21 protein-coding genes are annotated in these 17,070 nt (G+C 68.4%); 17 read left to right on the forward strand and 4 right to left on the reverse strand.

The window, feature by feature from the left end:
- Positions 1–40: 40 nt before the first annotated feature.
- The 10 genes from AC07OY_RS12215 (at position 41) to AC07OY_RS12260 (ending at position 8,111) form a co-directional block, all read left to right on the forward strand.
- Positions 41–1,105 carry a sensor histidine kinase gene (locus tag AC07OY_RS12215; RefSeq protein ID WP_495042847.1) on the forward strand — a complete coding sequence of 355 codons (1,065 nt, stop codon included), beginning with the start codon at positions 41–43 and terminating at the stop codon, positions 1,103–1,105.
- Positions 1,102–1,743 carry a response regulator transcription factor gene (locus AC07OY_RS12220; RefSeq protein ID WP_495042848.1) on the forward strand — a complete coding sequence of 214 codons (642 nt, stop codon included), beginning with the start codon at positions 1,102–1,104 and terminating at the stop codon, positions 1,741–1,743. Before AC07OY_RS12215 ends, AC07OY_RS12220 begins: the two co-directional genes overlap by 4 nt.
- Positions 1,740–2,417 carry a hypothetical protein gene (locus tag AC07OY_RS12225; protein ID WP_495042849.1) on the forward strand — a complete coding sequence of 226 codons (678 nt, stop codon included), beginning with the start codon at positions 1,740–1,742 and terminating at the stop codon, positions 2,415–2,417. Before AC07OY_RS12220 ends, AC07OY_RS12225 begins: the two co-directional genes overlap by 4 nt.
- 3 nt (positions 2,418–2,420) lie before the next feature.
- Positions 2,421–3,083: a type III secretion system export apparatus subunit SctR gene (gene sctR, locus AC07OY_RS12230; protein ID WP_495042850.1), complete on the forward strand. Its 663-nt coding sequence runs from the start codon at positions 2,421–2,423 to the stop codon at positions 3,081–3,083.
- A gap of 154 nt (positions 3,084–3,237) precedes the next feature.
- Positions 3,238–3,513, forward strand: a complete 276-nt coding sequence (gene sctS / locus AC07OY_RS12235; protein WP_495042851.1) for a type III secretion system export apparatus subunit SctS — start codon at positions 3,238–3,240, stop codon at positions 3,511–3,513.
- A 155-nt stretch (positions 3,514–3,668) separates the two neighbouring features.
- Positions 3,669–4,457, forward strand: coding sequence for a type III secretion system export apparatus subunit SctT (gene sctT, locus AC07OY_RS12240; RefSeq protein ID WP_495042852.1), 789 nt, complete (start codon positions 3,669–3,671; stop codon positions 4,455–4,457).
- 151 nt (positions 4,458–4,608) lie between these two features.
- The gene (locus tag AC07OY_RS12245; RefSeq protein WP_495042853.1) at positions 4,609–6,327 is read left to right on the forward strand and encodes a TIGR02594 family protein; all 1,719 of its coding nucleotides are present in this window, start codon (positions 4,609–4,611) and stop codon (positions 6,325–6,327) included.
- Between the two features lie 62 nt (positions 6,328–6,389).
- Positions 6,390–7,196 (forward strand): hypothetical protein, encoded by an 807-nt coding sequence (locus AC07OY_RS12250; RefSeq protein ID WP_495042854.1) that lies wholly within the window; start codon positions 6,390–6,392, stop codon positions 7,194–7,196.
- 98 nt (positions 7,197–7,294) lie between these two features.
- Positions 7,295–7,516: a hypothetical protein gene (locus AC07OY_RS12255; protein WP_495042855.1), complete on the forward strand. Its 222-nt coding sequence runs from the start codon at positions 7,295–7,297 to the stop codon at positions 7,514–7,516.
- Positions 7,509–8,111, forward strand: coding sequence for a hypothetical protein (locus AC07OY_RS12260; RefSeq protein WP_495042856.1), 603 nt, complete (start codon positions 7,509–7,511; stop codon positions 8,109–8,111). Before AC07OY_RS12255 ends, AC07OY_RS12260 begins: the two co-directional genes overlap by 8 nt.
- Before the next feature lie 70 nt (positions 8,112–8,181).
- Here AC07OY_RS12260 and AC07OY_RS12265 read toward each other — a convergent pair whose 3' ends face one another.
- Positions 8,182–8,745, reverse strand: coding sequence for a helix-turn-helix domain-containing protein (locus AC07OY_RS12265; RefSeq protein WP_495042857.1), 564 nt, complete (start codon positions 8,743–8,745; stop codon positions 8,182–8,184).
- 11 nt (positions 8,746–8,756) lie between these two features.
- On the opposite strand from AC07OY_RS12265, the gene AC07OY_RS12270 reads away from it, so the two are divergent.
- From AC07OY_RS12270 to AC07OY_RS12285, 4 genes are all read left to right on the forward strand, one after another.
- Entirely contained in the window at positions 8,757–9,935 is a 1,179-nt protein-coding gene (locus AC07OY_RS12270) for an MFS transporter (RefSeq protein ID WP_495042858.1), read from the forward strand.
- A 63-nt stretch (positions 9,936–9,998) separates the two neighbouring features.
- Complete coding sequence (locus AC07OY_RS12275; protein ID WP_495042859.1) at positions 9,999–10,889, forward strand: hypothetical protein; 891 nt, start codon at positions 9,999–10,001, stop codon at positions 10,887–10,889.
- A 159-nt stretch (positions 10,890–11,048) separates the two neighbouring features.
- The gene (locus AC07OY_RS12280; protein WP_495042860.1) at positions 11,049–11,582 is read left to right on the forward strand and encodes a hypothetical protein; all 534 of its coding nucleotides are present in this window, start codon (positions 11,049–11,051) and stop codon (positions 11,580–11,582) included.
- A gap of 375 nt (positions 11,583–11,957) precedes the next feature.
- Positions 11,958–12,320 carry a hypothetical protein gene (locus tag AC07OY_RS12285; RefSeq protein WP_495042861.1) on the forward strand — a complete coding sequence of 121 codons (363 nt, stop codon included), beginning with the start codon at positions 11,958–11,960 and terminating at the stop codon, positions 12,318–12,320.
- A gap of 43 nt (positions 12,321–12,363) precedes the next feature.
- Here the strand turns inward: AC07OY_RS12285 and AC07OY_RS12290 are convergent, their stop codons facing one another.
- Complete coding sequence (locus AC07OY_RS12290; RefSeq protein ID WP_495042862.1) at positions 12,364–13,446, reverse strand: hypothetical protein; 1,083 nt, start codon at positions 13,444–13,446, stop codon at positions 12,364–12,366.
- Positions 13,447–13,628: 182 nt separating this feature from the next.
- On the opposite strand from AC07OY_RS12290, the gene AC07OY_RS12295 reads away from it, so the two are divergent.
- From AC07OY_RS12295 to AC07OY_RS12305, 3 genes are all read left to right on the forward strand, one after another.
- Complete coding sequence (locus AC07OY_RS12295; RefSeq protein ID WP_495042863.1) at positions 13,629–14,633, forward strand: alpha/beta hydrolase; 1,005 nt, start codon at positions 13,629–13,631, stop codon at positions 14,631–14,633.
- Positions 14,634–14,897: 264 nt separating this feature from the next.
- Complete coding sequence (locus AC07OY_RS12300; protein ID WP_495042864.1) at positions 14,898–15,053, forward strand: hypothetical protein; 156 nt, start codon at positions 14,898–14,900, stop codon at positions 15,051–15,053.
- Positions 15,054–15,173: 120 nt separating this feature from the next.
- Positions 15,174–15,566 (forward strand): hypothetical protein, encoded by a 393-nt coding sequence (locus AC07OY_RS12305; protein ID WP_495042865.1) that lies wholly within the window; start codon positions 15,174–15,176, stop codon positions 15,564–15,566.
- Positions 15,567–15,582: 16 nt separating this feature from the next.
- On the opposite strand, the gene AC07OY_RS12310 is transcribed toward AC07OY_RS12305, so the two are convergent.
- Positions 15,583–16,446 (reverse strand): hypothetical protein, encoded by an 864-nt coding sequence (locus AC07OY_RS12310; protein ID WP_495042866.1) that lies wholly within the window; start codon positions 16,444–16,446, stop codon positions 15,583–15,585.
- A 107-nt stretch (positions 16,447–16,553) separates the two neighbouring features.
- A complete protein-coding gene (locus tag AC07OY_RS12315) occupies positions 16,554–17,024 on the reverse strand; it encodes a hypothetical protein (protein ID WP_495042867.1) in 471 nt (156 codons plus the stop codon).
- Positions 17,025–17,070: the final 46 nt, after the last annotated feature.

The raw sequence follows: 17,070 nt of genomic DNA on the forward strand, positions 1-17,070 counted from the left end.
CCCGCTCGGCGGGACAGCGCGTAGCGCGAAGGGTGCATCAATGCGCCGCGTCGACGCCGACCTGCTGCACGCCCTGGGTGAGCTGGGCGAGGCCCTGGCCATCCTCGACGGCGACTTCCTCGTCGCGCTGAACGCGCCCATGCAGGCCCTGCTGCCCGGCGACGTCGGCGGCCTGGCCGAGGACTGGGCCCAGCCCCTGCACGGCCTGGCCAGCGCGCTGGTGGCGCCGCTGGGCGTGCGCACGCGCTGCGGTGTCAGCGGCGAATACACGGCCCAGCGCGTGGCCCTGGATGCCCGTCATGTGCTGCTGCGCCTGGATGACGACCGCGAGCGCCTGCACCATCTGCAGCGCCAGCTCGACGACCGCGAGGGCCTGCTGTTCACGTCGCGCTCGCTGACCGTCAGCGAGATGGGCAGCGTGCTGGCGCACGAGCTCAACCAGCCCATAGGCGCGACGGCCAATCTGCTGCGCGGCCTGAAGCTGCGCCTGGCGCGCCGCCATCCGGACGACACCGACGAGCTCGCCGCGCTGGACAAGGCGGTGCAGCAGGTGACCTATGCCAGCCAGATCATCGGCCGGGTGCGCGAGTACACGCAGTCGCGCCAGCCCAAGACCGAGGCCCTGGACCTCGTCGCCCTGGTGCACCAGAGCCTGGGCCTGCTGGACTGGGACCTGCAGCGCGAGGCCGTGCACCTCGCGCTGCGCCTGCCGCAGCGGGCCGTGCCGGTGCAGGGCGACGCCGTCATGCTGCAGCAGGTGCTGATCAACCTGCTGCGCAATGCGCTGGACGCGCTGCGCCTGGACCGGCCGGCCGAGCCCCTGATCGACATCGAGCTCATCGTCGACGGCAACCGCGCCGAACTGCGCGTCGGCGACAACGGCCCGGGCATCACGCCGCAGACCGAGGCCCGCCTCTTCCTGCCCTTCAGCTCCACCAAGCCCAATGGCATGGGCCTGGGGCTGTCCATCTGCCGCTCGCTGATCGAGATGCACCAGGGCCGGCTCTGGTTCACGCGCCGCGACGCCGGCGGCTGCTGCTTCCACTTCGCGCTGCCCGTGATGACGGCGGCGACACAAGCACCCACTCTGGAGAGGACGACATGACCCCTCGGCAAATCTACGTGGTGGACGACAACCACGAGTTCCGCGACTCGCTGCGCTTCTGGCTCGAAGGCTTCGGCTGCCAGGTGCGCGACTGGGGCGACCCGCGCGACGCCCTGCAGTCCCTGGCCCGCGTGGCCGTGGGCACGACCTGGCCCGAGTCCACCTGCCTGATGCTGGACGTGCGCATGCCCGAGCTGTCCGGCCTGGACCTGCACGACGCGCTGCGCGAGCGCGGCATCCACCTGCCCGTCATCTACATGAGCGGCCATGCCGACGTGCCGCTGGCCGTGGCCGCCATGCAAAAGCGCGGCGCCGTCTCGCTGCTGGAGAAACCGCTGGACGATGCGGCGCTGAGCGCCGCCCTGGACCGCGCCTTCGCGCCGACCGACGTCGACACCGGCATCGATGCCGAGGTGGAAGGCTCGCGCGAGGAGTTCGAGCGCCGCTCGCAGACCCTGTCGCCGCGCGAACGCCAAGTGCTGTCCCTGGTCGTCAAGGGCCTGATGAACAAGAACATCGCCGACGAGATCAAGCTGTCGCTGAAGAGCGTGGAGCTCTACCGCTCGCGCGGCATGCGCAAGATGAAGGCGAGGTCCGTGACCGAGCTGACTCGCATCATGGTGAGCCGCAGAGCATGAGCTTCATTCCCCAGCCTCTCACGCAGGCGCTGAGCTGGCACTATCTGTGCGGCCAGGCCCGGCTGAGCCTCAGCGCCGACGACTTCGAGCTCGGCGAGCTGACGCCCTGCGCGGCCGAGGCCGCCGTCGTGCTGGACCTGGCCGGCGAGCTGCTGGACAGCCTCGCCGCGGCGGGCCTGGTGGCCACGGCCGACTGGCAATGGGCCGCCCCCTCCGGCGGCATCAGCGCCGGCGGCGCCCAGGCCCTCTGGCGCGGCGCCGACGTGCAGGCGCGGCTGTCCCTGCCCTGGCCCGCCCTGCGCGCCCTGGCCGAGGCCCCCGATGTGCCGGGGCTGCAATGGCTGCCCACCGCGGCCGAATGCCTGCTGGCGCAATGGCGCCTGGACGAGGCGGAGCTGGCGGCCCTGGAGCCGGGCGGCCTGCTGCTGCTGGAAGGGCCCGCCACCCGCCACATCCGCGCCCGGGCCGAGAACGCGGCCGAGCATCCCTGGCAGCTGGTCGCTCGCTGGGAGCCTGCGCTCGCCGTCGAAGCCGTGATGGGCTGGAGCGCCCTGCCACCCGTGGTGCCGGTTCGATGCCAGCTCATCGACGTCTCCCGGCCCGACGTGGCGCGCGCCCACGGCCGCCTCATCCCCTGGGGCACGGGCCAGGCCTTTCGCATCGACACCGTCTAGCCGATGGATCTCAGCAGCTTCACGCCGGCCTCGGCCCTCATCACCGTCATCCTGCTGGCCCTGGCCCCCTTCGTGGCGGTCATGGTCACGTCCTTCACCAAGCTCGTCGTCGTGCTCAGCCTGCTGCGCAATGCCATGGGCCTGCAGCAGGTGCCGCCCAATGTCGTCATGAACGGCCTGGCCCTGGTGCTGAGCATCTACGTCATGTACCCCGTCGGCGTGGAGATGCAGGAGCGGCTGAGCGCCGCGCCCACCGTGACGGCGAAGGCATCGACCAGCCAGATGCTGGCCGCGGCCGACACCGCCAAGGAGCCGCTGCGCGACTTCCTGATCAAGCACAGCCGGCCGATGGAACGCGCCTTCTTCCTGAAGACGGCCCAGCGCAGCCTCAAGCCCGAACAGGCCAAGGAGCTGAACGAGCGCGACTTCCTCGTCATCGTGCCGGCCTTCACCGTCAGCGAGCTCACCGTCGCCTTCGAGATCGGCTTCCTGATCTTCCTGCCCTTCCTCGTCATCGACCTCGTCATCTCCAACATCCTGATGGCCATGGGCATGCAGATGCTGTCACCGACCACGGTGTCCCTGCCCTTCAAGCTGCTGCTCTTCGTGCTCATCGACGGCTGGGTCAAGCTCACCCACGGCCTCGTGCTGACCTATCAGACATGACGCCCCTCGTCCAAGGCAAGCCTTGGCCGGCCCCCCGAGGGGACGGCGATGTGCGCGGCATCGAGCCCCGCACACGTCACCAACGCGGGCCGGCTAGGGAGCGGCCCGGCGCTCGGCCCGCCACCCCCACCCGCAATATGGATAGGCCACTGACGTGAACAGCGAAGTCATCCAACTCACCCAGCAGGCGCTGTGGCTGGTGCTGCTGCTGTCGGCACCGCCCATCATCGTGGCGGCCGTGGTCGGCCTGCTGATCGCCTTCATCCAGGCCGCCACCCAGCTGCAGGAGCAGACGGTGCAGTACGTGGCCAAGTTCTTCGCCATCGTCGTCACCATCTTCATCACCGCCTCGCTGCTGGGCGGCAGCCTGTACCGGCTCGGCGACAAGGTCTTCAGCGAGTTCCCCGGCCTCGTGAAGATCCAGCGCTGAAATGATGGAGCCCCTCGTCCAAGGCTTACCTTGGCCGGTCCCTCGAGGGGACGGCGATGCTTGCCGGCGCGACCGGCAAGCACATCGCCAGAGCGGGCCGGCCAGGGAGCGGCCCGTCGCTCGGCCCGCAGGCAGTCACGAGCCAGGCGGTGCGCATGATGTATGACAGCTGGGTCGGCCAGCCGACCGACGCGGTCCTGCTGCTCGGCCTGTCCATGATGCGGGTGGCGGTGGCCTTCCTGCTGGTGCCGCTGTTCACCCAGGACCTGATCCCCGCCCTGATCCGCAACGCCCTCTTCCTGGCCCTGGCCCTGCTCGGCCTTCTGGTGCAGGAGGTCCAGCCCATGCAGCGCAGCGGCTGGGAATGGGCCATGCTCTACGGCCGCGAGGCCATGCTGGGCGCGGCGATGGGCTTCCTGTTTGCCGGGCTGATGTGGTCCTTCGAGATGGCGGGCCAGCTCATCGACACCAAGGTCGGCTCCTCCCAGGCCCAGGTGCTGGACCCGCTGTCGGGCCACCAGACCTCGCTGACCGGCGCCTTCCTGGCGCGGCTGGCGAGCTGGGTCTTCATGGCCTCGGGCGGCTTCATGCTGTTCGCCGCCCTGCTGCTGGACAGCTTCGCGCTGTGGCCCATCCACGGCAGCTGGCAGCTGCTGCCGGCGGGCGCGCTGGCCTTCGAAGCCGAGTTCGGCCGCATGCTGCGCCTGGCCCTGATGGTGGCGGCGCCTTCGCTGGTGCTGCTGTACCTGGTGGACGGCGTGCTCGGGCTGGTCAACCGCTACGCCCAGCAGCTCAACGTCTTCAGCCTGTCCATGTCCATCAAGGCCGTGGTGGGCCATCTGGTGCTGCTGCTGCAGCTGGGCAGCCTGGTGGCGCTGATGAACCAGGAGATGCTGGTGCGGGCCAGCGTGGTCAAGGACGTCATGAAGCGCTTGTTCGGCTGATTGCGGCCAACCCTAGCGCGGCCCGCTGCGGCTTACGTTCTGAAATAGCGACGCCCGCAATTGCCCGCAAGGCGCTGCTGCCCTGAAATGGTCTGACCGACGCGATGCGCGATTCGCTTATCGCCCGCCAGGACAACGCCAAGGGCACCCCATGAGCACCGTTACCCGAACCACGTCGACCTCCCTGGCCTTGAACGACACGCCGCCGCCCGCCGGCCGCAGCTACGAGGTGCAGCACGGCGACAGCCTGAGCCTCATCGCCAAGGCCAACGGCGTGTCGGTGCAGGCGCTGCTGGCAGCCAACCCGCAGGTGCACAACCCGGACGTCATCTACCCGGGCAGCCAGCTGACGATCCCGGCGACGCGCTACACCGTGCAGCGCGGTGACACGATGCGGCACGTCGCGGCCGACCACGGCCTGACGCTGCAGGCGCTGGTGGCCGCGAATCCGCAGGTGCGCAACGCCGACCTGATCCACGTCGGCGACACGCTGAACCTGCCGTCGGTGGGCCATCTGGTGGACGGCCTGCCCGTCGTCGGCTCCATCGGCCTGGTACACGACACGCTGCTGCCGGTCTACATGACGGACCGGGGCTACCGCAGCGACATCGGCAAGGCCGCCATCGCCAGCGGCTCGGCGCAGTCCACCGTGGAACTGGGCATGAACCGGGCGCTCAACGCCGACCCCACCGAGAAGCGCGAGGTGACGCAGCGTCAGATCGCCGAGCCCGCACTGACGCGCACCGACGGCACGCGCAACGCGCCGACGCTGGACCTGCAGCGCTTCACCAACCCGGCCCTGGGCTCGAACGCTCTCGCCGCCATCGTCATCGGCAATGCCGAAGGCACGCGCCGCCCCGACGGCGGCTTCACCGCGGCCTATGGCGGCCACACCGACCCGGGCAATGCGGCCCACAACCGCGGCTCCTTCTCCTACCAGCACGCCGCCTCCAGCCCCGCCGATGCAGACCGCCGCCAGCTGCAGACCCTGCAGGGCCGCCTGCCCGCCTACGAGGCCGCCGCACGGCAGGCCGGCCTGAACCCCAATGATGCGCGCCTGGCCTCGGCCTATCTCGACCTCTACAACCAGTCGCCCAGCGCTGCCCAGCGCTTCCTCAACCAGCTCGGCACGCTGCGCGGCCAGCCCCTGGACGCGGCCCACATCACCCAGCTGCGCGTGAACAGCTTTGTGGACGCCAGCACCGGCGAGCGCTTCCGCCTCGCCAGCGGCGGCCAGGCCGGCAGTGGCTTTGCCAACATCGCCCGCCAGCAGCACGGCCGCACACCCACCGAGGCCGAGGTGCAGGCCGTCATCCGCGCCGACCAGCAGCGCCGCACCAATGCCGTCGAGACCGCGCTGAGCCGCCAGGGCCTGCTGGCGCCGGCCGCCGCCGCGGCTCCGGCGGCACCCGCTGCCGGCGCTGCGCCGCGAGCGCTGCAGATCGCCCGCGGCGAGCTCGGCACCAACGAGATCCGCGGCGGCCGCGACAGTGCCCGCGTCCTCGAGTACCACCAGGCCACGTCGCTGCGGGCCGGCAATGACGAGACGGCCTGGTGCTCGTCCTTCGTGAACTGGACCATGCAGCAGGCCGGCGTGCGCGGCACCAACAGCGCGGCGGCCCGCAGCTGGCTGAACTGGGGCCAGGCCGTGCCGCGCGACAGCGCCCATGTGCGGCCCGGCGACGTCATCGTCTTCCCGCGCGGCAACAACCCGGCGCAAGGCCATGTGGCCATCGTCGACGAGGTGCTGGCCAACGGCCGCGTCCGCGTCATCGGCGGCAACCAGTCCAACGGCCCCGGCCAGCCGGACGGCGTCACCGAATCCATCCGCACGCTGTCCAGCGCCATCGGCGTGCGGCGCGCGCCGTGAGCGGGCGACCGCCGACACAACAAGTCACGTCGACGGGCGGACACGGCATCCAGAATGCCGCGATGACTTTCAATCCGATACCGCGGGCCCGGCTGCTGATGCTGGGCCTGCTGGCGATTGCGGGCAGCGCCGGGGCCCAGGTCTCCAAGGAGGCGCCGCCCACCCAGCTGGTCTGCCAGCCGAGCGAGAACCTGACGGTCAGCGTCAGCCGCGACAGCAGCGGCGCGCCGCTGGGCGCTGGCCTCTACGCCACCTCAGGCACGCATGAATGCGATGTGCACACCCAGGGCCCGGCACGCGCTCAAGCCGATGGCAGCTGGCAATTCGAGTGGCTGGACAAGGTCGAGGGCAACACCAGCTACCGCGCCACCGTGCGCCGCGCCGGCGACGCCTATGCGCTGGGCGTCGAGCCGGCGCGCTGCGGCACCCTGGTGCTGCCGGCCACGGCGAAGCTGTCGCCCAGCGACCCGGCCTGCAAGTCGCGCGTCGACCGCGACGCCGCCTTCGTGCTGTTCTGGCGCCAGCTGCGCGACGCCGTGGCGCGCCGCGATGGCGAGCTGCTGCAGCGCCTGTCCCTGCCCCAGCTGCTGTTCTCCGAAGGGCCCGACATGCCCAAGGCCCCCGCCGCCATCCTGCGCAAGGCCGCCACCTGCCTGCCCACCGTGACGACGACGGACGGCCGCAGCGACATCGGCCGCCTGCTGCAGGCCACCGACACGCCGCGCCTGGACATGCCGCCGCTGTCGCGCCGCGGCGATGCCCGGGTCAGCGCCGGCGACGCCATGACCGCGCTGTGGACGCCCCAGGGCTGGCGCCTCGAGTGGGTCAACGCCGACCGCGCGAGCTTCGCCAGCTGCAAGGGCGGCTGAGTGGCTCACGAGGCCCACGAATTAGGGGCAGCCGCAGTCGCCTCGGCCCGGCGTCCTCGCTAAGCTGAAGGCCAGTCTCCAACCTTGGGTCCACGGCCATGATCGGCTCTCCCCTGTCACCGTCCGCTTCGCTGTTCCCGGCCGCCTCGCTGCGCCCGCTGGACGCGCCGTCGGCCCAGCGCCCCGCCGGCGGCCCGGCCTGGCTGGACGGCCTGGGCACGGGCGGCGCGGCCAGCCTGCGGGCCGACGTGGCCGCCGACCAGCGCGGCCTGTCCGTGCAGCAGCACGCCGAGCGCGTGCTGTCCGCCCTGATTGGCTGAACTGCTCGCCCAGCCGCGCTGGGTCGATGCGGCCCAGGCGCTGATTGGCGGCTGCGTCGATCTCGGCCCGCGCCAGGACGGCGCCATCGCGCTGATGGAGACCGTCTGCACGGGTCTCGGCGACCAGCTCTATCCGGCCTTTCTGCGCGTGCTGGCCGAGGTCAATCTGCGCGGCGAATATGCGGCCCGCGCCGCCGTCGCCCAGACCCTGGCCCAGGCCCTCAGCCAGGGCCGCCTGCCCAGCGGCTCGCGCGCCGCCTGGGGCGCGCAGCAGCCCCGCGCGCAGCGGCGCAGCCTGGGCCCCATCGAATACCTCTGCCTGGCGGCCTGGCCGCAACAGCGGCCCGCCGAGCTGTCGCCCGAACAGTTCCAGACCCTGGCCAGCGCGGTCATGGAGCTGCTGGACTGCGACGCCGAGGCCCGCCTGCTCTATGCGGACCATTTGTCCGCCGTGGCCGATGACCCCCTGGACGGCACCATGCCGCGCGAGATGCGCGCGGCCCTGCGCGGCCTGGCCCAGAGCTGGCGCAGCCAGCCTGACGCCAGCCGGGCCTGCGCGGCCTTCGTGGCCAGCCTGGGCCGGGCGGCGCGTTGAGTCCCGCTGAATAAATCATTCCTTGTGAGGCCGGCGGCGGCTGGCTAGATTCGCCGCCGTGAATGCAACCTCAACCGGCCACGGTCTCCGTCAGCCGCACAAAGCTGCCATCCGACAGCTGCATGCGTATCCAGCGCATGCGGCTGCGCTCGATGGGCATGACCGGATCGCTGGAGCCTTCGGTGTCGAACTCGACCGCCTCAGGCCCCGGCTCGTACCAGCCCAGCTCATCCAGGCGCGCCTCCTGCGCGACGATCTGCGGCGTCGCATAACGCCACAGCGCGCTGCCCATCAGCTCGCTGCCCGGCACGCGGCAATGCAGCTCGCGCGGCCGCGACAGGGCCAGCAGGCGATGGCTGAAGTCGCAGACCAGGTGCATGGGCGTGTGGGCCGTGCGCACCAGGCGGCCCAGCGCAAAGTCGGCGGCGCTGTCCAGCCGCGCCGCCATCAGCGTCCTGAGTTGCTGCTGCTCCAGCAGCGTGGGCGCGGCTTGGCCGCTTTCCCAGCGCGACACCGTGGTCTGCGACACGCCCATCATCTCGGCCACCGCCGCCTGCTTCAGGCGCCGCAGCGAACGCCACAGGCGCAGGCTGCGGCCGATCTGGCGGGTGTCGGGGATCAGGGCTTGGTTCATGGGAGCGACGCATGAGGGCGCGGACGCGGATTTTCGTCTACTACCTGTGCGGCGTCTTCGCGGCCGCCCAGCTCGGCAAGCTGGCCGCTCTGGCCCCGCTGATCTCGCGCGACCTGCACCTGGGCCTGGCCACGATGGCGGCTCTGACCTCGCTGCTGGAGGTCAGCGGTGCCTTGCTCGGCGGTGCGGCCGGCCATCACCTGCCACGCTTCGGCCTGCAGCGCAGCTTGGTGGTCGCCATGCTCTGCCTGGCCCTGGGTTCGGCAGGCGCAGCACTGGCGCAGGACCTGCCCCTTGCTGCTGTGGCGCGCCTGGTCGAGAGCCTGGGCTATCTGATCACCGTGGTGGCCGCGCCGGTGCTGATCGCGCTGGCCGCGCCTGCCCATCGACAGGCCGCGGCCATGACGCTATGGGGCACCTTCGTGCCCGTGGGCATGGCCGTCGGCGCTTCGGCCTATGCCCATGCGGCCGGCCTCAGCGACTGGCGCTGGGCCCAGGGCCTGAGCCTGCTGGCCGGCCTGGCACTGGCCGCCAGCCTGCTCCGCATGCACATCCGCGACGACCACGCTGTCGCCTCGCACGATCACGCCACGCGGCAGCGCACCGGGGCCACGCTGTGGGCCCTGGTCGCGGCCTTCGGCGCCTATGTCATCTCCGAGGTGGGCCAGCTGGCCCTGATGCCCAGCCTGCTGAAGGAGGCGGGCCTGTCGTTGTCGCAAGCGGGCAGCTGGACGGCGCTGGCGGCCCTGGCCAATGTGCCGGCGGGCGTCATCGCGGCCCGGCTGATGCGCCATCCCGCCGTCGTCGGCCGCGTGCTGGTGATCTGCCTGCTGGCCACCGGTGCGCTGTTCCCGCTGGTCTACCAGCTGGGCGCAGCGCCGCTGCAGCTGGTGGTGGCGGCCATCGCCGTCAACCTCGTGTCCGGCATCTTCGCCAGCCTGGTCTTCGCGCTGCTGCCGCGCGTGGCGGGCAGCCCCGAGCGGCTCAGCCTGGCCAGCGGGCGCCTGACGCAGTTCGGCGCCTCGGGCGCTCTGATCGGGCCGCCGCTGATGGGCAGCATCGTCGAGCAGTGGGGCTGGCAGGCGGCGGGGTGGGCGAGCCTGGGGCTGTCGCTTGTCGCAGCGGGTTTGGCGTGGCGGGCGGTGGCGAGCGGGGCTGCGCGTGCAACAGCGGCGACGGGGCCAGGCTAGGGCTGGCTTGCAGCGACAGCAGTCATCTGCCAGCGTGCCGGTCTGACGAGCTAGAGTCGTTCCATGCAGAGATCGATGCTCACGATGGTGTGGTTAGTTGCGTCCATCGCATTGGCTGCCTGCAGCCAGTCAGTCCCCACTGACGCAAGGCTGTTCGAAGCTGCTGACTTTGTGCCTGTCGCCAGTGAAGCGAGCCTGCTTTCCAGTCAGGAGAGGGAGTCGATCCGCCTTCGTCGAGAAGACCGATTCATCAAGCGGGTGATGGTCGTCGGCTTCAACTCGGAAGCTCTCAAGTCATCAATGATCTCTGTCGAGATGCCCGACCATGGTGTCTACAGCTTCCATGGCGTTCTTGCACCCGCCATGGGTGTGCCAGGCTATACCTGGAGAGCATCGTCGCCATTGATTGCTTTCGCTGAAGCCGCAGCATCAATAGCAGCAGCATCGGACAGCAACCGTTCGCAGGCGAAGTCGCTGGAACTCTACTTTGATGGCGGCCGAAAGCACGTCGTCGGCCAGCTGGTTGTCGCGAATCGAAGCTTCCAACTGACGTCGCTGAACGGACGGTACCTGGCTTTGGCGGAGAACGGCTTGAACCCATCATCGCTTCCAGTTGACGCCGAGCCGTCCGCTCCCATGCCAGGTCGTCAGCCGAACGTCGACTGGCCTCGAGGTCTCCTTACTGAAAAGCTCAGGGAGTCGTTGACCAGCTCATCGATCGGCACATGGCTTCCTCCGGACTACTGCAACCGGGTTGCCCACTGCGATGAGGTGACGATGATCAGTTGCCATTCCACGACGGACGGTCCGGTGATGTACTTCAATAACATTTCGGGCAAATTGATCATGGCTTGTGGCGGCGCATGCATGAGAGGCCCTGGACTGCCAAACTCCAAGCTTTGCACCGCTTGTCCTCCGCCCGAATGGAGCGCTTGCCGCGGCGCTGGCCGTTAGCACGCGGGTCCGCCATCAGCCTGTAGGCGGCGGACGCTCGAAAGGCAGCTCGCTGACTACAGCCGAACGTGCACAAATGCATGTAGGTCAGATGCGTTCAGCCTGCGTCCAGCCCGAACGCAAGTACCGTCATGCCATTTCAAGCGCTCCTCTCCGCCCATGATCTGCACGCGGCTGCAACGCCTTTTCCTTGCCTTCGCGGCGGTCTCGCTCACGTCCTGCGCGGTGACCCAGGCCGAGCGCCTGGAGCAGCACGCCCGGAACATGGATGGCGTCAAGCCGACGCACTTCTATGAGGGCCCCAGGCGCAATAACGCGGAGCTCGCCGAAATCGTCTGCGCCGGTGAGCAAGGGAGGGTCTACGTCGACTACATCGATGGGCGCAACCGCGCGTCAGCCGGCTGGTTCGACGGCTTTCTTTATGTGCTTCCAGGCAAGCACACCATGAAGGTTCGCTGGGTCTCGCATGGGGCGGTTTGGGTCAATGTCGCGGGAGACCAGGTCGAGATCGACGTCAAGCCGGGGCACACCTATGCCCCGCGCTTCACGCACACCGACAAGGGCGTCCACTTCTATTTCGTTGAATTTGGCCCCGACGTCCCGCGACGCTGCGTCTTTTTCGGCGTGAACGGTCTCGGCAAGGACGGCCCGGAGTTCGCAAACTGCATGCAGCAGTCGAAGCGCCCTCAGTGACAAAGCTGTTCTCTGTGATCGGGTGATCTCAGATACCCTGAACAACCATGCACTACAGCAGAGTCGAAACTTTCCTATCGGCCAGTCGGATCACCGGCCCCAAGCACAACATACTGCAGCTCGAGCTCGGCGCGGAGGGAGCCAGACTTCGTGCGGTTGAATTACTTGGCGAGTCAGACGCAGGGTCCCTCTCAGAACATGCTGTCGTATCCGCCGTAATGGAAGGTTTGGTTGCTGCGAACCAGCGCTTTGCGCGGAACTGGACGATCTCGCGCTTGCGCTATGCACCCGCTGACAGTGGGCCGGAGGCAATCTATACCCACCTCACAAACTCAATCTTCGCTACGTTGGTGGCTGGAGGCTACGGAAACCTCCGTGAGCGCTGATCAGCTCGACATTGAAGCCTACGCAAGGGCAGGCGTATGCGAGGTCGTTGCGGCGCTATCCAAGGTCATTGGTCCATTAACGTCAGCAGACTCCACCGACGAGGAGCCGATAGTCTTTCAACTCGGCGGCACGTCCGTCGTCTTGTGGTCGAGCGAGGACGAATTCCTAAGCGTCTGGGTGCGCGGAGTTGCTGCTTGGACGTCATGCGCCTCGCTGGGTCGGTTTCTCGCGAAGGAACTGCACTGCACTGTTCGATGTGATCCAGGGCGCGAGTTCTCAGAGGTCGGTCCTCATTCGAATCTATTCCTCGAGATCGAAGGTGACCGCGAGCGCCTGATTGCGTGGGGCTGATTCGCAGCGTCCGCTTTCAGCCCGAAGCTGACGCCCTCGAGCGTCAGGCAGCAGGCGCCCTCTGCACAGTTGCGGATCGCGTACCCGAAGACAAGGCATCGATCTGGTCGTGCGGATAGGGCGCGCGTCTGTCCTCACTGTGCAGCTTGACGTAGAAGTCGTTGACGAGCGTGGCGATGGGCGCGTGCCGGTGGACGATCTCGGCCACGTTGGGAGGAAAGCCGGGTAGCAGTTGATCCAGTGCCCGGCCCCGCGCGGCGGCACGGACCAGCTCGAAACGATCGGGCGGGCTGTCTACCGCTGGCGCGAACGCCTTGACCAACCAGTTCACCCATTTGGCCCGTGCGTAGCTGCGGTCCAGGCTCGCGTTGTGGCGCAGGTAGCTCAGTTCATCCGCAGCAAGCGCGAAGCGCTCAGACATCGCCAGGCCGAGATCGGCAAAGTACAGCCGCTGCCCATCGGTCAGGATGTTCCCAAAGTGGGCATCGCCATGAAGCAGGCCCAATGAGTTCATCAAGGCAATGTCGACCGACAGGGCGCGCTCGACCATCGCCAGGGCCGACTCCATGGCCCCATGCTGAGCAGCCAACTGGCGCGCCAGCCAGGCATCCAGCGTCCAGGGCACATGCTCCATGAAGATCAGGAGACTGGACTTGGCCTCGGCGAGCGCACCGAGTCGCGCACGCATGGCGTCGGAGCCTCCCCAATAGCTCGTCATGCGCTCCACGTCGGTCCATTCGACCGGGGGCGGTGCGGCCCCTGGAGAAGCCGCGCCGTCCAGCACGCGCCAGTGATACATCAGCGGAAAGCTCTCCGCCTGCTGCGACAGCACCCAGCCCGTCGTCATCACATGGGCGGCCAGTTCGCGCCAGGCACCGAAACCGGCAGAGCCCACGTTGCGCTGGCAATACGTCGGAAGCCCGAAGAGGTTGGCCGTCGACATCTGGTGTGCAGGTTGCAGCTCCAGGTCGGTCAACCGCAGGCGTTTTGCGAACACCCGGTGTCCGGCGAGCTCAAAGGTCAGTGTGCTTCCACCGATGCCCGAAGCCAATTGCTCGGCGCCGTCCACCAGTTGAGCCAGCTGCTGGTTGCTTTGCAGGGCCAGCGCAGTCGAGAGTTGCGCCAAACGTGCGATGCGCTCACGGTGGGTCGTCGAAGCGGTGATGGCAGTCTCGAGGTGATGCGAACGGCGCGCAGCCTAGCAGGGCGACCCGGTACGCAGGCTGAGCGCGACTGCCGTCCGCTCTGAGTTAGGCTGGCCGCCAACGCGCGACCGTCCCCGGTTGCCAACAGGCAGGAAGCATTGACATGCGCACAAGCTTGAACATGAGCGCCGGCACGGTCCATCGCCTGGCCATCGACAGCCAGGTGCTCGCCGGCAACCTGCTCGGCGATCCCACGCGGCGCGTGATCGATGTCTACGTCCCCGCGGGGCACGATGGCCGTGGCCTGCCGCTGCTGGTCGATATCGTGGGCTTCACCGCCGGTGGACCGGCGCACACCAACTGGAAGAACTTTGGCGAGAACGTGCCCGAGCGGCTGGATCGCCTGATCGCGACCGGCGCGATGCCGCCCGTCGTCGTGGCCTTCCCCGACTGCTTTACCCGCCTCGGCGGCAACCAGTATGTGAACTCGGCCGCCGTCGGGCGCTGGGACGACTTCCTGCGCAGCGAGGCGGTGCCGCTCGTCGAAGCCCGCTTTGGCTGCGGCGGCCCGGGCCGGCGGGGTATCTTCGGCAAGTCCAGCGGCGGCTACGGCGCGATGGTGCATGCGCTGCTGCATCCGGACTTCTGGAGTGCCGCGGCCGTGCATTCCGGCGACATGGGTTTCGAGCTGCTGTACCGGCACGAGTTCGTCCCCGTGTTGCGGGCTCTTGCCAAGGAGCCCGACATCGGCCGCTGGGTCGATGCCTTCTGGCAAGCCAGGAAGCCCAAGGACAGCGATTGGCACATCATCATGATGCTGGCGCAGGCCGCGAGCTTCGACCCCGACCCCTCCGCGCCCTATGGTGTGCGGCTGCCGGTGACGCTGGACACCTGCGAGCTCATCCCCGAGCGCTGGGCCCACTGGATGGCCTGGGACCCGTTGACCCTGGTCGAAGCCCATGGGCGCGGCCTGGCGGCGCTGAAGGCCCTGTACATCGACTGCGGCAATGTCGACCAATACAACCTCGTCTATGGCGCCAGGCGAATGCACAAACGGCTGCTCGCCATGGACGTGGCTCACGTCTACGAGGAATTCGACGACGACCACACCGCGGTGGACTACCGCATGGATGTGAGCCTGCCCATTCTGGCCAAGGCGCTGGGCTGAGACTCACGTCCAGCCGCAGAAGCGCCGCATGGGGACTGGTCATCCGTTCCGCAGCGAAAGCGGGCACCCTGGCTCTCTAAATGCGAGACTTGTAGCGTGGAGAAGCAAGAAATAGTTCGGCGATTGGTTGCCGCGGGGCGTGCGCTCGAGCTCTGCGACTTGTTGCGTGGCTTGTCTCCGCACTGCGACCCCGAATCAGACGATGGGATTTCCACGCCACCAACTACAGCCGAGATACGGTTAGTCTCAATGGCGAAGGGGCATTTGGCCTTCGTTGCCAAATATGGTTTCGAGATATCCCATGTCATTGACAGCGATGGAATGCATCACTCCGCCTTCCCAAAAAGGTATGAGGACTGGCTGCAAGCCGGGGCACCGGGCGTGGCGCTGAAAGAGTTGATGGCGCTTGAACGTAGCTAGCGCGAGAACGTCAGCTTCCAGCCTGAAGCAGCCATCGGCCCTGGAGCGGCGGCGGCCCTCAGACCGCTATCCTCCGCGCTCAATTCACCGCGACGCCGCATGCCTGCCGACAAGAACCCCATGCAACTGCCTCGCCTCGACGTGAGGGCCATCGCGGTCGGGCTTGTCACCACGCTGGCCTTGGACCTGGTGTCGGGCCTCGTCGTGCTGATGCTCTGGCCTGGCACCTACAGTACGGCGGCGGATATCGAAGCGATGGCCGCGCAGCCTGCCTATCTGGCGATCGCCTTTGCGTTGGGCACCCTGACCACGGTGGTGGGCGGCGGGGTCTGTGCTCGCCTGGCCCCGGTGCTGCCCTACTGGAACGCGGCCGCCTACGGTGTGCTGGGCATCGTCGTGGGCCTGCTGCTGTCTGGTTCGATGCAGCCCGGGTGGCTCACGGCGATGGGGATCCTGGCCACGATGCCGGCGGCCCTCTATGGCGCTCACATGGGCTTGAAACGAAGCCGGTAGCCCACGGGCAACACGCCTACCTGTCCGCTTCCTTTGACACCGGCCTGGCCGGTCCGACTTCCACCGCGCCGCGCACCGAGCGGTAGGCGGCCTGTTCCACGAGCTGGTTGAGCTGGGCCACGATCTCGGCCGGCGAGACCTGCTCGATGACGTCGATGGACCTGGACTTGGGGTCGCTGAACTTGGTGTGCGTGAACTGCGGCTTGCGCGCGACGACGGCCAGGGTCTTGGCGTCCAGGGTCACCCGCTCGAAGGAGATGAAGGGCGCCACATAGGCCTTGTCCTTGTGCTGCTCGCCGGTGCGCGGGTTGATGGTGGTCTGGTCCCGGTCCGCGTGCTCCTGCTTGCGATCGATGCCATCCTCGTCGAGCAGCTCCCACTGGTTGCCGGTGGGCTTGACGTAGATGCCGATGCCGCCGAGACGGTTGGGCATGCCCTCGCGCGACTCCCAGGCGTAGCGCGGCAGGATGGCCTCGATGCGGTCCCACTCGGCGCGCTGCGGTATCTGGGCCAGGCGTTCGCGCAGCGCCTCAAGCACCAGCGCATCGCGGGCCTCGAAGGAAGCGTCCTTGAGCTGCTCCGCGAGGCCGGGGTTGGCACTCCAGCGCAGCATGACGCGGCGCGAGCCGGGCTCCTCGGCGGCCAGGGCGCTGTCCAGGCCGCGCAGCACGGCCATGTTGAGCAGCTGCGGGTCCACCTGCAGCGTGCGCCGCGAGAAGTCGTCCACGCTGCTGGCGCGCCGGCCGCGCTGCTTGACGATGCTGAGCTGGTCGCCGAGCGTGGAAATCAGCGCGATGGTCTGCGCAGGCTGGGCGGCCTCCTGGGCCGGCGCGGCCAGGGGCAGCGCGATCATGGCCGCGGCCAGCAGTCTCTTGAGCATCGGCTCACCTCCCTGTTATCCGGGGCGGATGCTAACGCCAGGACCCAGGTGGCTGGGCGAGGCTAGCGCTTGCCGACGGCCTCTCGTGCCACGGCTTCGCCGGGAAGCTACTGCTGGTAGGTGTCGAGGAACTTGCCGACGAAATTGCCCTCCTCGGAGCCGTCCGGCTTGGTGATGAGCCAGTCCAGCAGGCGATCCTCGGGGAAGGCATAGGGCTCCTTGAACTTGTAGCCCTTGACGACGTGCAGCTGGCTCCAGATCCGGCCCGTGACCTGGCCGTCGCGGATGGATCGCACCGCGATGAAGACCTGCTCGAAGCTGCCGTCGGGATCATGCAGCCGCGTCGTGATGAAGAAGGACTCGCCCTTGGGGAGGCCCTGGAGGAAGCGCTCCTTCGCCTGCGGGTAGCTCGCCTTGGCGCGCGCGACATGCGGCGCGATGGCACGCTCGAACTTCTCCCTGGACTCGATGGCCGTGGGCTTGTCCTGGGGCGCATGGGGCGACAGCACCGGTTCCTGCGCCTGCGCGCCGGCGCACAGCAGCGCGAGGATGGCAAGCTTGGCGAGGCTTCGCCGCATGGTGGTCTCCCTGTTGATGTCGTTGGCGACAGTGTCCACCAAGCGC

The sequence above is a fragment of the Roseateles sp. GW821-FHT09H10 genome (assembly GCF_059415865.1).

Coding starts and splice junctions, on each gene's coding strand:
- AC07OY_RS12215 (WP_495042847.1), top strand. CDS start 41: ATGCGCCGCGTCGACGCCGACCTGCTGCACGCCCTGGGTGAGCTGGGC.
- AC07OY_RS12220 (WP_495042848.1), top strand. CDS start 1,102: ATGACCCCTCGGCAAATCTACGTGGTGGACGACAACCACGAGTTCCGC.
- AC07OY_RS12225 (WP_495042849.1), top strand. CDS start 1,740: ATGAGCTTCATTCCCCAGCCTCTCACGCAGGCGCTGAGCTGGCACTAT.
- sctR (WP_495042850.1), top strand. CDS start 2,421: ATGGATCTCAGCAGCTTCACGCCGGCCTCGGCCCTCATCACCGTCATC.
- sctT (WP_495042852.1), top strand. CDS start 3,669: ATGATGTATGACAGCTGGGTCGGCCAGCCGACCGACGCGGTCCTGCTG.
- AC07OY_RS12245 (WP_495042853.1), top strand. CDS start 4,609: ATGAGCACCGTTACCCGAACCACGTCGACCTCCCTGGCCTTGAACGAC.
- AC07OY_RS12250 (WP_495042854.1), top strand. CDS start 6,390: ATGACTTTCAATCCGATACCGCGGGCCCGGCTGCTGATGCTGGGCCTG.
- AC07OY_RS12255 (WP_495042855.1), top strand. CDS start 7,295: ATGATCGGCTCTCCCCTGTCACCGTCCGCTTCGCTGTTCCCGGCCGCC.
- AC07OY_RS12265 (WP_495042857.1), bottom strand. CDS start 8,745: ATGAACCAAGCCCTGATCCCCGACACCCGCCAGATCGGCCGCAGCCTG.
- AC07OY_RS12270 (WP_495042858.1), top strand. CDS start 8,757: ATGAGGGCGCGGACGCGGATTTTCGTCTACTACCTGTGCGGCGTCTTC.
- AC07OY_RS12275 (WP_495042859.1), top strand. CDS start 9,999: ATGCAGAGATCGATGCTCACGATGGTGTGGTTAGTTGCGTCCATCGCA.
- AC07OY_RS12280 (WP_495042860.1), top strand. CDS start 11,049: ATGATCTGCACGCGGCTGCAACGCCTTTTCCTTGCCTTCGCGGCGGTC.
- AC07OY_RS12295 (WP_495042863.1), top strand. CDS start 13,629: ATGCGCACAAGCTTGAACATGAGCGCCGGCACGGTCCATCGCCTGGCC.
- AC07OY_RS12305 (WP_495042865.1), top strand. CDS start 15,174: ATGCAACTGCCTCGCCTCGACGTGAGGGCCATCGCGGTCGGGCTTGTC.
- AC07OY_RS12310 (WP_495042866.1), bottom strand. CDS start 16,446: ATGCTCAAGAGACTGCTGGCCGCGGCCATGATCGCGCTGCCCCTGGCC.
- AC07OY_RS12315 (WP_495042867.1), bottom strand. CDS start 17,024: ATGCGGCGAAGCCTCGCCAAGCTTGCCATCCTCGCGCTGCTGTGCGCC.